This is a genomic window from Novosphingobium sp. B1, from assembly GCF_900176395.1.
Lineage (GTDB): Bacteria > Pseudomonadota > Alphaproteobacteria > Sphingomonadales > Sphingomonadaceae > Novosphingobium.
Genome location: NZ_FWXL01000001.1, coordinates 570,443 through 586,157, shown reverse-complemented (window position 1 = coordinate 586,157; position 15,715 = coordinate 570,443). Strand labels below are relative to the sequence as shown.

The following is a 15,715-nucleotide window of genomic DNA, read 5'->3' as shown; positions in this document are numbered from 1 at the left end:
CTCTACCGAATTGGTTGAATATATAAGCGTCACGCGGGCGAGTCTTCAGCCGCGCACAACGCAAGGTCGCGCAACCACCAATCGTGCGCGGCAAATGGAGCGATTCGGTGACGAAAGACAGTTTGCCTGAAGGCGCGGCCGGCGATCCAGCGTCGGCCCTGATCGATGAGAGCCTTGCAGCGGTCCGGGACGCCTTGACGGGGCTGCGGTATGGCGCGGTGCAACTGACAGTTCACGAAGGGCGCGTAGTGCAGATTGACGTTACCGAGAAGCGGCGGCTCAAGCCGGGCTGAACATGGCCGATGCGAAAGCCGGTGGTGCACGCCACCGGCTTTCCTCCGGCGTCAGTTATTGCCGTCGATGAAGTCGCCAAGTGCGCCAAGGACCGAACCTTCGCCACGGTTTTGGCCACTACGAGACCCGGCCGCTGCCAGCATCCGTCCGGCAAGTCGCGAGAATGGCAGGGATTGAATCCAGACCTTGCCGGGGCCGCGCAACCGCGCAAAGAACAGGCCTTCGCCTCCGAACAGAACCGATTTCACGCCGCCTGCTGTAACGAGGTCGAAATCCACGCCCGGGGTGTAGGCGGCCAGACAGCCGGTATCGACGTGCAGTTCCTCGCCCGCGCGCAGTTCCTTCTCCACCAGGGTGCCGCCCATCTGGACGAAGACCCAGCCATCGCCATCGAGTTTCTGCATGATGAAGCCTTCGCCGCCGAACAGGCCGGTCATCACCCGGCGCTGAAAGGCAATGCCGATGGAGACACCCCGCGCGGCGGCCAGAAAGCTGTCTTTCTGGCAGATCAGGGTGCCGCCAACGTCAGATAGCTTGATGGGCAGGATCGCGCCGGGGGTCGGGGAGGCGAAAGCCACACGAGCCTTGCCGTAGCCGTTGTGGGTGAACACGGTTGTAAACAGGCTTTCGCCCGTCACCAGCCGCTTGCCAGCCCCCAGCAGCTTGCCCATGAAGCCACCCTGCTGATCGGCGCTGCCATCACCAAAGACCGTCGTCATGCCAACAGAGCCGTCTTTCCACACCAGCGCACCGGCTTCGGCCACGGCACTTTCGCCAGGGTCGAGCTCGATCTCGAGAAATTGCAGTTCCTGCCCCTTGATCTCGAAGTCGATGTCGTCGGCAATGCTTGCGCTGCGGTGGTGGGCCCATGGGCTGTTTGACATGAAGGTCTCCCGTGAATGCAATGGCGCAGATGTAGCAATCGCCAGCGCCGATGGGAGAGGGCATATCATGTCTTCGTCGGCGCTGTTATAACGCTCGTCGGATCGAGGGGGATATTGACGCATGACGACGCTGCGACCGGAACGCTACTCTGCCATTGCCATCGCGCTGCACTGGGCCATTGCGCTCCTGCTGCTGTTTCAGATTGGACTGGGCTGGGCCCTGGAAGACTTGCCGAAGGGCGCAGCGCAGTTTGCTGGCTACCAGTTCCACAAGTCCGTCGGCATCACGATCCTGCTGCTGAGCGTGGCGCGGATTGTGGTGCGTCTGTTCAAGGCGCGGCCAGCTCCGGTGCCGGGCGGCAAGACGCAGATGCTGGTGGCCTCGGCTGTGCATGTGCTGCTCTACGCGGTGATGATCGTCGGTCCCCTGACCGGATGGATCATCGTTTCGACGGCGAAGGTCCGGTTGCAGACCATGCTGTTCGGCACGATCCCATGGCCCGATCTTCCAGTCGGCCAGGCCTTCCACGAACCCGCCGAAGTTTTGCACGGCGCACTTGGGACAGTGGGGCTGGCTCTGATCGTGCTGCACGTGGCAGGCGCACTGTATCACCACTTCAGGCGTGAGGACGTGATCGGGCGGATGTTGCCCGCTGCCGTGCGCTCGCATGGAGCGATCGGCATGACCGGGTTCGCTGCCATTGCACTGGGGGCAGGGGCCTTGCTGTGCGGTCTGTTCCTGTCGTTTCCGACCGGCAAGGCTGTTCCATCAGATGTCACCTCAAAGCCGAGCGATAGTGCATCTGAAGAGGCTGTCGTCGAACCTTCGGCAAATCCGCTGGGCACTCCCTCGCAGGCTGTGGCCGCTTCGGAAGCTGCGGAGAGCCCTGACACCAAGGCGGCACCCTGGAAGCTTGAGAAAGGCGGCCGCCTTGGGTTTACGGCCGAATACAGCGGAGAGGCGATCAAGGGCAGCTTCTCGCGCTGGGATGCGACAATCGTGTTCGATCCCGAAGACCTGCCCGGATCATCGATCCGCGCTACGATCGATCTTGCGTCGGTCGAAAGTGGCGACAGCCAAAGGGATGACATGCTGCGCAGCGAAAGCTTTTTCGGTGTAGGTGCGCACCCGACGGCGCAGTTCGTGTCCAACAGCATTCGGGCAGCGGGAGAAGGCCGCTATGTCGCCAGCGGCACGCTGTCGCTGCATGGCCAGCGCAAGCCGGTCAGCCTGCGTTTCACGCTGAAGATCGATGGTGATCGTGCCGCCGCCACGGGTAGCGCCATGCTGCAGCGCTTGTCCTTTGGCGTAGGCGAATCCGAATATTCGGCAACCGATCAGCTGAAAGATGCAGTCGGCGTCGACTTTACGCTGAAGGCGTTACGGAAGACGCCGTGATCGAACCGGCCTGGCGCAGACCGGCGAAGAAGAATTCGGAATAGGCCCGCGCCCACCGTTTGTTGGCTGCCTTGTCGATCGTCGTTGCCGACCCTTCAAGGCGCGCATGGCCTAGCAATCCCTCGAGCCAGAAACGGGCGGCGAGTTCCGCATCGGCAAGTGCAATGCTTTCCGCCTTCGCGGCTTCTCGAAGTTCGTCGGTAATGTTGCTCAGCGCATCGGCGTACATGGCCTGCCGGTAATTGACCTCGTCGCTGCCGAATTCCTGGTCGCACCAGTCGACCAGTCGCTCCATCATGCGCCCCTCGGCAGAATTGATGACATGGATCACCGCGGCAGCGCGGATGCAGAACGACTCGATGAGGGGAAGCCCCGCACCAAGTTTCTGGATTTGAAGACGGCGCTCTACTGTCTTGTGTGCAAGCAGCGCATCGAGGAATTCGCGCTTGCCGGCAAAGCGCGAGTAGATTGTCGCTTTGCCGATGTGGGCATGGCGGGCGACGCGATCGAAGGTAAAGGCTTCGAAGCCGTAGTCTCGCAGGACTTCCCAGCCCGCTTCGAGAATTCGCGCGGGCAGGCGCTGGGCTTCCTCCAGCGACGGGCGACCGGGCTTTGCTGCGGTCTTGCCCGAAAGATCAGTGGACGGTGAGCTGCTGCTCGGCCATTGCGGCGAGGGCGGCGGTGTCATGCGGGGTATCCCGCTCGCAAAGCCGTTCGGCCATGGCTTCGGCAATCCGGTTGTGAACCGGGCAGGACATCTCCAGTCCTTCGCGATAGGCCTGCCAGAAGCGGAGGCCCGCATCGGTAATCCAGCGCATCTTTCCCACTTTCTCGCCTTTTCGGCGCTTGTTGTGGGTAGAATGCCTCAGCCATTGCTGGAGTCAATGTCCTATAAAATGGGCAATTTCGTTTCATTTAGTCCCGCCTGACCCGGTCCCTTCGACCGTCCAGCCAAGGCCAAGTGCCTTCTCCACCGCGATAAAATTGCTGGTGAGTTCGGCCCGAGCGGCCGCGGAAGCCATCGCCAGTTGCAGGGCCTGCCGTTCCGAATCGAGCCGATCCGGCTTGCCGATCGTGCCTGCCTGCAGGCGCTGTTGCTGCAGGTCGACATTGCGGCGGGCCCGACCTTCGGCATCAAGCGCCTTGCCGAAGGCTACGCGTTGCGCGCCGAATCGGGCTAGCGATCCTTCGGCGTCCTGCAACGCAGAAAGGACCGTGCGTCGATAATTTGCCTCGGCCTCGGCAAAGGCCCCCTTGGCCGCGTCTACCTGACGGTCGGCGCGCCCTCCATCGAACAGGTTCCACTTGATCTGCGGCAGCGCGATCCCGACGATATTCGCGGGATTGAAGACATCGCCGATGTTCTGCCCGCCAAGTCCCAGCAGCCCCAGGAACGAGATCTTGGGGAACTTGTCGGCAATCTTCACGCCGACATCGGCGTTGGCGGCGGCGAGTTGCCGTTCGGCCATGCGGATGTCGGGACGACTGCGCAGCAGCATTGCAGGATCTCCAATTGCCACCTCGGCAGGCGGCAGGGGCACCGGCGCAGGCGACCCCAGCAGCGCATCAAGCGCGCCCGGCTCCTTGCCCGTCAGCACGGCGATCTGGTCCATCAGCACGGCGATCTCGGCACGGGACTTGGCAACGTCGGATTCACTGGCAAAGGCTTGTGCCTCGGCTGCGTTGACCGGCTGCTGCGGGATCGTCCCGGCGGCAAAGCGCTGCTTGGCAAGGGACACCAGTTCCCGGTCGATGCCGACCTGCCGTTCCTGCAGGCCCATCATCGCCTGGCGCGCCCGCAGGCCCACATAGGCCCGTGCGATTTCGGCCGACAACGTCACTCGTGCATCGGCAGCGCCTGCCTCGGCAGCTTCCGCCCGGGCGGATGCGGCCTCGACCTTGCGGCGCGTGCCGCCAAACAGGTCAATCTCCCACGAAGCGTCGAAGCCGAGATTGTAGGCGTTGATCTCGTCACGGCCACTGCCGTTGCCGGCGATGTTGCCCGGCACATTGATGTAAGGCGCTGCAAACGAGGTGTTCAGCGTCGGCAGCGTAGCCGTGCGATTGGCCGCCAGCGCGGCACGGGACTGTGCAATCCGTGCATTCGCCGCCGCGATGCCGGGGCTGTCCGACATGGCGCTGTCGACAAGCTGGTTGAGCACCGGATCGCCCAGGCTCTCCCACCAGCGTGCTGCGGGGGCTGTGGCAACCACGCCATCGGCTCCGCGCACGAAAGCACCGCGCGATGCTGCCTGTGGAGCAGCCTCAGGGGCGCCCGTGTAGTCTGGACCGACAGTCGCACACCCGGCAAGCAACGCGGCCAGCATTCCTGTGCTTCCCAGGCGGCGAAAGGGAGTTTGCGCAAACATCAGTGTGCAGCCTTTGCATGGTAGCCCTTGGGAAGCGGGCGAAGGAGCAGGACAAGCGGAGCGACGATAAGGATGCCGATCGTCAGGGCCATGAAATCGTCGTTGAAGGCCATGACCAGCGCATCGCGCAGGATCATCCCGTCGAGCGCGCGCAGCGCGGCCGACACGCCGTCGGTGCCGCCGCCATAGGTCATCGCCTGCTGGCTGACCCAGTCCTGCACGCGCAGGTCATTGGCGCCGAGCGAGCTATGCAGGGTCCAGCGATGGAATTCCCAGCGCGTGTCCTGCAGCGATGCCAGCATGGCCAGGCCGATCGACCCGCCCAGGTTTCGGCCGGCATTGAACAGGCCTGCGGCATCGCCGGCATCCTCGCGCGAGACCGAACTGATCGCAGCCTGATTGAGAAACATCATGCAGAACACGGTGCCAAGGCCGCGCAGCAATTGCGTTTCGACAAAATCACCGCCGCGCGATTGCGCCGTGAGATTGACATCGAGATAGCATGACAAGGCCAGCAGCATGATGCCGGTGCCAACGATCACGCGAAGGTCGAACTTTGCGATAAGGATCGGAAACAGGGGCATCATCATCATTGCCGGAATGCCGGAGATGAACACGATCTTGCCTGCCTGCATCGCGTTGTAATCGGCGATTGCGGCGAGGAATTGCGGGATGACATAAGCAGTCCCGAACATCACGCCACCCAGAACCAGGGCCAGCACGAATACCGCAGCAAAGGACCGCTGACGCAGCAGCGCCAGCTTGATCACCGGCCGCTTTGCCGTGAACTGGCCTACAGCGATCAGGATGAAGCCGAGCAGTGTGACAGCGCTCAGCTTCCAGATCAGCGCGGATTCGAACCACTGCTCGCGGTGCCCTTCCTCGAGCACGACAGTGATGCCGCCAAGCCCCAGAACCAGTCCGACCACGCCCAGCCAGTCGGCATTGACGAGCTCACCCAGTTGCATCTTGCCCTTGGGCAGACCCACCAGAAGAAGCGTGATCAGGATCAGGCTGATCGGCACGTTGACGAAGAAGGCATAGTGCCAGCTGAACGTCTCGGTCAGCCAGCCGCCGACCAGCGGGCCCAGCACCGGTCCCATGATGACGGTGAGGCCGAACAGCGCGGTGCCCACAGGCTGCTGGCTGGGTGGCAATCGCGTGGCGATGATGGTCAGCGCGGTGGGGATCATCGCGCCTGCAGTGAAGCCTTGTCCGACGCGGCCGAAGATCATCATCGTCAAGGACGACGACAATCCGCACATCACCGAAAAGCCGGTGAACAGGATCGCTGCGATGAGGAGGAAGCGGCGCAGGCCGAATACGCGCTCGAGCCAGCCGGTCAGCGGGATGATGATGATTTCCGAGACGAGATAGGCCGTGGCAATCCACGTACCCTCGCTGGAAGAAGCGCCTATCTCGCCCTGGATCGTCGGCAGCGAGGCATTGACGATGGAGATGTCGAGCGTCGCCATGAGCGACCCGATTGCGCCTGCGGCCACTGCCAGCCAGGCGGTGATGTCAGCCTTGTCGCCGGTCGCGGCCGGTGGCGGCATCGTGCCTTCATCCAGTGTCGCTGCAGCGCTCACTTGGCCGAGACCCGTTCCTGCTCGTTGCGGATAGCGTCGATGGTCGATTTGGCTGCGCGCGTGTCGACTTCGACCGACAGCGACAGGCCGGGTACCAGCACCTTGCGCGATTCAGGCCCGGCATTGATGCGGATCCGCACCGGGACGCGCTGCACGATCTTGGTGAAGTTGCCGGTCGCGTTCTGCGGCGGAATCAGCGAGAAGTTGGCGCCTGTGCCCGGCGTGATGCTTTCGACCGTGCCGTGGAAGTCGACGTCGGGAAGGGCGTCAACGTGCACTGTCACCGGCTGGCCGGGACGCATCAGCCCGATCTGCGTTTCCTTGAAATTCGCCTCGACGTAGATTGCCTCGGTCGGCACGATGGTCATGAGCCGCTGCCCGGGCTGAACGAACTGGCCGATCCGAACGGTCGAATTGCCGACCTTTCCGCCGATCGGCGCCATGATGCGCGTTGTCGCAAGATCGGTGCTGGCCGCCTCGCGCTGCGCTTGCGCTGCTTTGATCTGCGCGGTGCTCTGTCCGGCTTGCGCCCGCGCACTGGCGACACGATCGTTGGCTGCCGAAAGCGCCGCCTGTTTGGCCGAAACGTCGGCCGCGGCCTTGTCCCGGTTTGCCACCAGCTGGTCGAAGGCCTGGCGCGGCTCCGCGCCGCTCGCCACCAGCGGACGCATCCGGGCAACTTCGCCGTTCAGGTAGGCGAGGTCGCGCTGCGAAGCTTGCAGAGCGGCGCGGGCTTGCCCGGTGGCCGACTGCGCTTCCTGGATCGCGGCGACTGCAGCGTTCTCGGTCGCACGGGCAACATCGACCTGCGCAGTGCTCTGGGCGAGCCGCGTGTTGTAATCGGTCGGGTCGATCTGAACGAGCAGCATACCCTGTTCGACAGCCTGATTTTCCGAAACCGCAACGCGGCGAACATAGCCGCCGAGCTTTGAACTGATCGTGACACCATCGGCCTTCACATAGGCGTCTTCGGTATCCTGCAGGTAGCGGCCGACTGTCTGATATTCGTAAAGCGCGTAGGCTCCATAGAGCGCGCCTGCCGCTAGTCCCCCGAGCGCGATCTTGCCGATCAGCTTCTTGCGGCCATCGTTTTCTGCTGTCGTTACTGCAGGCGAAGTGTCGGTCGAGGCGGCCATCTGTGATCCATCCGGAGAAATTGAACGAAATCGTTCCGTTGCGTTTTGCCACTTGGTTCAAGCGGTGCAGGATTTCAAGTGCGGAAAATGCGACGGGCAGTGCAAAATCTGCATCCGTGCGCCGCAACGCGATCGATTGCCGGGCCTTCCTCGGGATTCGTAAACACCTGAACTTTGGGTCAGGGATTTCAAACACATCGTCAAAGTGTGATCTAGGCGTACCTATTGATCGAGCCAATCAATCAAACAGGGCGATTTTGCTCATTGGAAAAACCGGCCCCGTTCCCCTACCTGATCATTCGTATCCCGGTTCACCAACCCACAACGAGAAGGATTTTAGTCTATGTCGATCGTCGGAACCAAGCTGAAGCCGTTCCAGGCAACCGCTTTCCATCAGGGCAAGTTCGTCGACGTGAGCGATGCGGACGTGCTCGGCAAGTGGGGCGTGTTCTTCTTCTACCCCGCCGACTTCACCTTCGTCTGCCCGACCGAGCTCGAAGACCTTGCCGATATCTACGGCGAACTCCAGGGTCTCGGCGTCGAAGTCTACTCGGTCTCGACCGATACCCACTTCAGCCACAAGGCATGGCACGAAACCTCGCCGGCCGTCGGCAAGATCAACTACTTCATGCTGGGTGACCAGAACCACGTCATCTCGAACAACTTCGGCATCCTGCGCGAAGGCGTTGGCCTGGCTGACCGTGGCACCTTCGTGACCGATCCCGATGGCACGATCCAGCTGGTCGAAATCACCCCGGAAGGCGTGGGCCGCAATGCTGCGGAACTGCTGCGCAAGATCAAGGCTGCCAAGTACTGGCGCGAGAATCCCGGTCAGGTCTGCCCGGCGAAGTGGGAAGAAGGCGCTGAAACGCTGGCTCCCTCGATCGACCTCGTCGGCAAAATCTGATTGTTCTGGCGGGGCGTTGACCGCGTGGGGTTGAACGTCCTGCCATAGCCACCGGACGGGCCGTGCCGCTTCAGGGCGGCCCGCCGGACCCACGATTTCGTTCATTCGAACTGCCATCCGCGCGCCGACCATACGGTGACGTGCGGCCAATTACGTCCAAAGGAAGTGACCATGCCTGTTCTCGACGCCGCCACCACAGCCCAGCTCAAGGCCTACCTCGGCAACCTGCGCCGTCCGATCGAGCTGGTCGCCACCCTGAATGACAGCCCCAAGTCGGCTGAACTGCGCAGCCTCGTCGAGGAAATCGCTGCACAGTCCGACAAGGTTTCTGCCCGTTTCGACGGCACGGACGAACGTGCGCCGAGCTTTGCCATTCGTGCCGATGAAGGCCGCGCCGAGGCCATCTTCGCTGGCCTGCCGATGGGCCATGAATTCACCTCGCTCGTGCTCGCGCTGCTGCATGTCGGCGGCCACCCACCCAAGGAAGACGCAGACCTGCTCGATCAGGTGCGCGCCCTTGACGGACCGCTGCACTTCGAGACGTTCTTCTCGCTGACCTGCCAGAACTGCCCGGACGTGGTCCAGGCGCTCAACATGATCGCCGCGCTCAATCCCGTGGCCACGCACGTCGCCATCGATGGCGCGCTGTTCAAGGACGAGGTCGAACGCCGCGAAATCATGGCGGTGCCGACTGTCTTCCTCAACGGCAAGCCGTTCGGCTCGGGCCGGATGGATCTGGCACAGATCGTTGCCAAGCTCGATACCAACGCTTCGGCCAAGGCTGCTGAAAAGCTTGCCGCCAAGGAGCCTTTCGACGTCCTTGTGGTCGGCGGCGGACCAGCCGGCGCAGCAGCGGCCATCTATGCCGCGCGTAAGGGCATCCGCACCGGCGTGGTTGCCGAACGCTTCGGCGGGCAGGTGCTCGACACGCTGGGGATCGAGAATTTCATCTCGGTCTCGCACACCGAGGGCCCCAAGCTCGTCGCCCAGCTCGAACAGCACGTGCGCGATTACGACGTCGACGTCATGAACCTGCAGAAGGCGACGGCGCTCGTTCCTGCCGGTGACAGTGGCTTCCACGAAATCCGGCTGGAGAATGGCGCCAGCCTCAAGGCGAAGACACTTATCCTCTCCACCGGCGCGCGCTGGCGGCAGATGGGCGTCCCCGGCGAGGACGAGTATCGCAACAAGGGTGTGGCCTATTGCCCGCACTGCGATGGCCCGCTGTTCAAGGGCAAGCGTACGGCGGTGATCGGCGGCGGCAACTCGGGCGTCGAAGCGGCGATCGACCTTGCCGGCATCGTAGCCCACGTCACCCTGATCGAGTTCGACAGCCAGTTGCGTGCCGATGCCGTCCTGCAGAAGAAGCTGCTTTCGCTGCCCAATGTCACCGTCATCACTTCGGCTCTCACCACCGAAGTGCTTGGTGACGGGAAGAAGGTCACGGGGCTGGTCTACAAGGACCGCCAGACCGAGCAGCTGCACACCGTCGAACTCGAGGGCATCTTCGTCCAGATCGGGCTTGTCCCCAATACCGAATGGATGAAGGGCGCGATCGACCTCAGCCCGCGGGGCGAGATCGAGGTTGATGCGCGCGGCGCGACAAGCGTTCCCGGAATCTTCGGGGCGGGCGATGCGACCACTGTTCCCTACAAGCAGATCGTCATCGCGATGGGCGAAGGTTCCAAAGCGGCGCTGTCTGCATTCGACCACCTGATCCGTCAGGGGTAGATATAAGCACGAAGGGCGTGCCTCCCACAGGCCCTTCGGGTCGCTGCAGCGGCGGCGTGGCGAAAGCTGCGTCGCCGCTCGTGTTTTGTGCGATTGCCCCTTGGGCGACCTGCGACTAACGTTGCCATTGGCTTGCGCTGTCATGCGCAAAACCTCGGGAGAGCAGAATGAGCAGATCGATCGCCCTGTCAGTGTTGTGCGCCAGCCTTGCGGCGAGCAGCGGTTCCGCCGCTTCCGGGCAGAATGGCTATCGCGATCTCAATCACAATGGCGTTCGCGATCCCTACGAAAACAGCGCCTTGGCGGTTAATGCGCGAATCGATGACCTGCTCGGGCGGATGACGCTCGAGGAGAAGGTCGCGCTCATGCTGCATGGCACGCTAGCCGCCGAGCAAGGCGCGCGGATCGGGGTCGGCACGGCTTACGACAAGCCCGCAGCGCGGGATCTGCTCGCGCGCGGCGTCAACAGCTTCATCACCCGCCTGTCCCCCGATGCTCGCAGTTTTGCTCGTGAAAACAATGCGATCCAGACCTTGGCCGAGGCCACGCGCCTCGGCATACCGGCGACGATCAGCACCGACCCGCGTAACCACTTCCAGGTCACGGTCGGGGTCAGTTCGGCCAGCGGCGGCTTTTCGCAATGGCCCGAAACACTGGGCCTTGCCGCAATCGGCGATGAAAAGCTTGTCGAACGCTTCGGCAAGCTCGTCGCGAGCGAATATCGCGCCGTCGGTATCCACATGGCGCTGAGCCCGCAGGCGGACCTTTATACAGAACCGCGGTGGGCCCGCGGCGTCGCCACCTTCGGATCGGACCCGGCCACGGTTTCGCGGCTGGCTGGCGCCTATGTGCGCGGATTTCAGGGAAGCGCGAAAGGCCTGACCAGGACTGGCGTTGCGACTGTGGCCAAGCACTGGGTAGGCTACGGGGCCGAGCCAGAGGGCTTCGACGGGCACAATTACTATGGGCGCGCAGCCAGGCTCGATAACGCGAGCTTCGCCCGGCATGTGGCCGCATTCGATGGCGCGCTGGCCGCGAACACTGCGGGAATCATGCCGACCTACGTGATTGCGCAAGGTGTGACGATCAACGGCAAACCGCTGCCGCAGGTTGGCGCAGGGTTCAGCAAGCCGCTGATCGAAGGCCTGCTGCGCGAGACGAAGAAGTTTGGCGGCATTGTCATCTCCGACTGGGGAATCACCAACACCTGCCCCGAGCAGTGCAGCGCACCGACGGCGGAAAAGCCGCAAGGCTTCGCCATCGCCATGCCGTGGGGCGTCGAGAATCTGTCGGAGGAAGATCGCTACGCCCTCGGCGCCAACGCGGACATTGACCAGTTTGGCGGGGTGGACAATCCGGCACCGCTCCTGGCCGCGATCAGGTCGGGCAAGCTCTCGGTCGAGCGGGTCGACGAGGCGGCGCGGCGGGTCTTGAAGCTCAAGTTTGACCTTGGCCTGTTCGACAACCCCTATGTCAGCGAAGAGCAGGCCGCACAGGTGATCGGCGATCCGGCCATCCAGGCCGAGGCCGACAAGGCCCAACGCGCCGCGCAAGTGCTGCTCGAGAACAAGGGCAGCCTCCTGCCGCTGGCCGCGTCGCGCAAGGTCTGGCTGTCCGGCGTATCGGCCGAGGCGGCGCGGGCAGGAGGCCTGACGGTGGTCGAATCGCTCGATCAGGCAGACGTTGCGCTGGTCCGTGTCGCCACCCCGTTCGAGGTACTGCACCCGAACCACTTCTTCGGTTCGCGCCAGCACGAAGGCCGGCTCGATTTCCGCGCTGACGACGCAGCAACGAAGACCGTGTCCATGGCCGCGGCCAAGGTGCCCACGATCGTCGCGGTAGACCTTGATCGCCCTGCCGTGCTGACCGTGCTCAGGAATGCCGTGCTCCGCGACGCGCAAGGCGCGCTTTACGGTCTGTTCGGGGCGAGCGATGCCGTGCTTGTCGACCTCGTCGCCGGGAAGGCGAAGTCCCGCGGGCGGCTCCCGTTCGAACTGCCATCGTCAGCGCAGGCCGTGGAACAACAGCATCCCGGCCGCCCCGACGATAGCGCCGCGCCGCTCTACAAGCGCGGGGATGGCATCGTTCTGCCGTAAAGCCACGCGCATGGCCGGGGAAATCCCTGCTCTCCGGCCTTGCCGACTCCGTCCGGGCAGGCCAGAGCACCGGGCGTGAGCGCATCAATCGTCATCGGAACCGATCGGTCCGGCGCCCCTGTCAGGATCGATGTAGAGGAGCTTCTTGCCACCCGCCTGCTAGTGCAGGGCAACAGCGGGTCAGGCAAGTCGCACCTGCTGCGCCGGTTGCTCGAGGAAAGCGCCAGTATCGTCCAGCAGGTGGTGATCGATCCCGAGGGCGATTTCGTGACCCTGGCCGAGCCGTTCGGACATGTCGTGGTCGATGGCGCGGCCTACGATGGTGCCGAGATTGCCAAGCTCGCCGCGCGGATACGCAAGCATCGCGCTTCGGTCATCCTTGCGCTCGACGGGCTGGAGCTTGAAGCACAGATGCGCTGCGCCGCCGTGTTTCTCAACACGCTGTTCGATGCGCCGCGCGACGAATGGTATCCCGCGCTGGTTGTGGTCGACGAGGCGCAGATGTTTGCCCCGGCCGCTGCCGGCGACGTGACCGATGAAGTGCGACGGCTGAGCCTTTCGGCCATGACCAACCTGATGTGTCGCGGCCGCAAGCGCGGCCTGGCAGGCGTGATCGCGACGCAGCGTCTGGCAAAGCTCGCCAAGAACGTCGCTGCCGAAGCCTCCAACTTCCTGATGGGGCGGACCTTCCTCGATATCGACATGGCCCGCGCAGCCGATCTGCTTGGCATGGAACGGCGTGAGGCGGAAAAGATCCGCGATCTCGAGCGCGGGCACTTCCTTGGCCTTGGCCCCGCGATTGCCCGTCGCCCGGTCGGCGTGCGTATTGCCGATGTCCAGACCCGCGCCCGCAACGTGGTGCAGGGGCTGATGCCGATGCCCAATGCAGCCGGGGCCGAGATGGAATCGATTCTCCTGGCAGAGCCCCTTGCGATGGAGCCGCCCCCTCGCATGCCGGAGCAGGAAGAACCTGCCCCCGAAAGCGGCGAGCTGCTCGAGCAGATTGCCGGATTTGTCCCGGCAAGCGAGCAGGTCGAGCCGCCCGAGGCACCAAGCCTGTTCGAGGCCGAAGAGACGGCCGCCAGCATTGCGTCGATCCTTGCGGAAATGGCCGCCGAACCGGACTGCACGTTCCAGCCGGCCGCCCAGCTGTACCAGGACTTCACCGTGCGCTGCCGGATGCTGCGGATTTTGCCCGGCATGGATCTCGGCGCGTTCCGGCGCCGGTTCGCCATGGCGGTGGCCGGAATTTACGATGACAAGGCCGCGCAATGGCAGGACTTGCTGCGCATTGGCCGGGATGTGCCCGACGATCTGCTTGCGCCGTTCCTGACACTGGCGCGTGCCGCAGTCGAAGGTGCGCCGTGCCCCGATGACGAACGGCTTGCCGAAATCTACGGCACCCGTTCATCAGGACGCATCCGCCGCCTGCTCGAGCATCTCGAGAAAGGAAACCTGATCGTGGTGCGGACCGACTATGGCGGGCGGCGTTCTGTCGGCATCCCGGCGCTCGGCATGACGACGGCGCCGGTCGAAGCCTGATCGGCGCTTATTCGACGGTGTAGAAATCGATCACGACGCCCTCGGGCTTGCGAATGCCGCGCGCGACGAACACCTTGCGCCGAAGCCACTCGTAAGGGCCGGGCTTGACCGAAAATCGCGGTGTCGTTCGGAAATAGTAGGCGCCAGGATCAACGGGTTCGCCCTTTGCCAGTTTCTCGATGATCGCCGGCTCGGCCGTTCGGACACCGGGGTTGGTCACCTCGATCACGGTGCCGTCGGTTGCCTTGAGGAAATAGCGCGCCTCGATCGCGGTCAGTCCGCCCGGCAGGATGACCTGCCAATCACCACCGCCAGCCAGAACCACGCCGGCAAGGGCAGGGCCGCTTACCGTACCGCCGGTGACCGGAATGAAGCGCTTGCGCCCGCTATCTACTTCGCCCTGTTCTACCGGCGGGGCAAGCGATGCCGATACTGTGAACGCGTAAGCCAGAGTTGGCGGCGGCGCGCTTGGCCCATCGGAAGCAAGCGCAGATGCCACGCCGGAAAGTGCGGCAAAGCCAGCGATAATCGACCTGATCGGCATCTTCATCTGCATTGCTCCATCCTGGGTTCCGGGCTGGGACTGACACTTGCCAATGCGTCCGGTGACCAGACATCGCCGTGACGGCCTGACTGTGCAATGCACAAAAGGCTTTGCACATTTTGTAAGTATTACTAATGGATCAAAGTTGGCGCAGCGCGATCCTGGCCAGCAATTCCGCCGTTCCGTGGTTTTCGCGCACCCTGCGTTGGAAGGGACTGTACTTGGCTACGGCAGTTGTAAATAGGCAATCCGTCGTTTCGGATCTCGATCTTGACGATCTCGATTCGGTGCTCGGGCTGCATATCGGGACAGTCAACACGCTGTTCGTGACCCGTCTCGAAAAGCGGCTGGATCCGATGAGCGTCACGCCAAAGCAGGTAGCGATCCTGTGGCTCGTCAACGCCAATCCGGGCGTCAAGCAGACCGATCTTTCGCGCTTCTTCCAGATCGAGCGGCCGACCGTGCACCAGTTTGTGCGGCAGTTGACCAGGAATGGCTTCATGGTCAACGAACCTTCCAAGCTGGACCGGCGAGCTGGAGGCCTGTGGCTGACCGACAAGGGACGCGAAGTGCTGGCCAGTGCCCGCGAAGCCATTGCCCAGCATGAGACGGAATTGACGACGTCGCTCACCGCGCGCGAAAAGTCCGAACTTTTCCGAATTCTCATGAAGCTTTATCTGTCGGTACCCGCCAAGGGCTGACCGTTCAGGACCGGGACAGCCCCGGCATGGCATGAAAGCCGGATGATCAAAGGATTTCGCTTGATGAAGCCAGTTGCCCTTGTTGCCGCAGTGTCCCTGGCCATTGCCGGAACCGCGATGGCCCAGCAGTCCGGCGGCGATCCGGTAAGAGGCAAGGCCGTCTACGCGCGCTGCGCTGCATGCCACGATCTCAACACCGGGGCTACCCGGCTTGGACCGTCGCTCAAGGGCGTGGTCGGGCGCACATCGGGCACCATGCCGAATTTCAACTATTCGCAGGCGCTCAAGGACAAGGCCGTCGTGTGGGACGCTCAGTCGCTTGACGCTTTTCTGGCCGGACCGGCCAAGTACGTGCCCGGAAATCGTATGGCCTTTCCGCCTCTTGCCAACCCGCAGGACCGCGCGGACCTGATTGCATTTCTCGAACAATCCGCGCGCTGAATACCAGCCCTGAAGGTGAAGGGGCCTCGCATCGGCGGATGCGGGGCTTTTTTTGCGGCTTGCATTCATTCAATCATAAACG

The 15,715-nt window shown here is 63.3% G+C and carries 15 protein-coding genes; 8 read left to right on the top strand and 7 right to left on the bottom strand.

Annotation, left to right across the window (positions count from 1 at the left end; all coding sequences use genetic code 11):
* Positions 1-158 precede the first annotated feature (158 nt).
* Positions 159-293, top strand: coding sequence for a YezD family protein (locus B9A23_RS02770; protein ID WP_254894961.1), 135 nt, complete (start codon positions 159-161; stop codon positions 291-293).
* A gap of 51 nt (positions 294-344) precedes the next feature.
* On the opposite strand, the gene B9A23_RS02765 is transcribed toward B9A23_RS02770, so the two are convergent.
* On the bottom strand, positions 345-1,178 hold the full coding sequence (locus B9A23_RS02765) for a TIGR00266 family protein (RefSeq protein WP_084277300.1): 834 nt from the start codon (positions 1,176-1,178) through the stop codon (positions 345-347).
* A 121-nt stretch (positions 1,179-1,299) separates the two neighbouring features.
* Between B9A23_RS02765 and B9A23_RS02760 the strand changes: the two genes are divergently transcribed.
* Positions 1,300-2,577: a cytochrome b/b6 domain-containing protein gene (locus B9A23_RS02760; RefSeq protein WP_084277299.1), complete on the top strand. Its 1,278-nt coding sequence runs from the start codon at positions 1,300-1,302 to the stop codon at positions 2,575-2,577.
* Here B9A23_RS02760 and B9A23_RS02755 read toward each other — a convergent pair.
* From B9A23_RS02755 to B9A23_RS02735, 5 genes are all read right to left on the bottom strand, one after another.
* Positions 2,546-3,265: a TetR/AcrR family transcriptional regulator gene (locus tag B9A23_RS02755; RefSeq protein ID WP_084277298.1), complete on the bottom strand. Its 720-nt coding sequence runs from the start codon at positions 3,263-3,265 to the stop codon at positions 2,546-2,548. The two genes, B9A23_RS02760 and B9A23_RS02755, sit on opposite strands and share 32 nt — an antisense overlap.
* Positions 3,213-3,404, bottom strand: a complete 192-nt coding sequence (locus tag B9A23_RS02750; RefSeq protein ID WP_084277297.1) for a hypothetical protein — start codon at positions 3,402-3,404, stop codon at positions 3,213-3,215. Before B9A23_RS02750 ends, B9A23_RS02755 begins: the two co-directional genes overlap by 53 nt.
* 84 nt (positions 3,405-3,488) lie before the next feature.
* Complete coding sequence (locus B9A23_RS02745; protein WP_084277296.1) at positions 3,489-4,904, bottom strand: efflux transporter outer membrane subunit; 1,416 nt, start codon at positions 4,902-4,904, stop codon at positions 3,489-3,491.
* Between the two features lie 41 nt (positions 4,905-4,945).
* Entirely contained in the window at positions 4,946-6,502 is a 1,557-nt protein-coding gene (locus tag B9A23_RS02740) for an MDR family MFS transporter (RefSeq protein WP_084277514.1), read from the bottom strand.
* A gap of 29 nt (positions 6,503-6,531) precedes the next feature.
* Positions 6,532-7,671: an HlyD family secretion protein gene (locus B9A23_RS02735; protein WP_084277295.1), complete on the bottom strand. Its 1,140-nt coding sequence runs from the start codon at positions 7,669-7,671 to the stop codon at positions 6,532-6,534.
* A 343-nt stretch (positions 7,672-8,014) separates the two neighbouring features.
* On the opposite strand from B9A23_RS02735, the gene ahpC reads away from it, so the two are divergent.
* The 4 genes from ahpC (at position 8,015) to B9A23_RS02715 (ending at position 13,947) form a co-directional block, all read left to right on the top strand.
* Positions 8,015-8,578, top strand: a complete 564-nt coding sequence (gene ahpC, locus B9A23_RS02730; RefSeq protein ID WP_084277294.1) for an alkyl hydroperoxide reductase subunit C — start codon at positions 8,015-8,017, stop codon at positions 8,576-8,578.
* Between the two features lie 171 nt (positions 8,579-8,749).
* Positions 8,750-10,309, top strand: a complete 1,560-nt coding sequence (gene ahpF, locus B9A23_RS02725) for an alkyl hydroperoxide reductase subunit F (RefSeq protein WP_084277293.1) — start codon at positions 8,750-8,752, stop codon at positions 10,307-10,309.
* Between the two features lie 167 nt (positions 10,310-10,476).
* A complete protein-coding gene (locus B9A23_RS02720) occupies positions 10,477-12,405 on the top strand; it encodes a glycoside hydrolase family 3 protein (RefSeq protein ID WP_084277292.1) in 1,929 nt (642 codons plus the stop codon).
* A 75-nt stretch (positions 12,406-12,480) separates the two neighbouring features.
* Positions 12,481-13,947, top strand: a complete 1,467-nt coding sequence (locus B9A23_RS02715) for a helicase HerA domain-containing protein (RefSeq protein ID WP_084277291.1) — start codon at positions 12,481-12,483, stop codon at positions 13,945-13,947.
* Between the two features lie 7 nt (positions 13,948-13,954).
* On the opposite strand, the gene B9A23_RS02710 is transcribed toward B9A23_RS02715, so the two are convergent.
* The gene (locus tag B9A23_RS02710; protein WP_254894932.1) at positions 13,955-14,497 is read right to left on the bottom strand and encodes a DUF3237 domain-containing protein; all 543 of its coding nucleotides are present in this window, start codon (positions 14,495-14,497) and stop codon (positions 13,955-13,957) included.
* A 215-nt stretch (positions 14,498-14,712) separates the two neighbouring features.
* Between B9A23_RS02710 and B9A23_RS02705 the strand changes: the two genes are divergently transcribed.
* The gene (locus B9A23_RS02705; protein WP_176217847.1) at positions 14,713-15,192 is read left to right on the top strand and encodes a MarR family winged helix-turn-helix transcriptional regulator; all 480 of its coding nucleotides are present in this window, start codon (positions 14,713-14,715) and stop codon (positions 15,190-15,192) included.
* Between the two features lie 63 nt (positions 15,193-15,255).
* Positions 15,256-15,633 carry a c-type cytochrome gene (locus B9A23_RS02700; protein WP_084277289.1) on the top strand — a complete coding sequence of 126 codons (378 nt, stop codon included), beginning with the start codon at positions 15,256-15,258 and terminating at the stop codon, positions 15,631-15,633.
* Positions 15,634-15,715 lie beyond the last annotated feature (82 nt).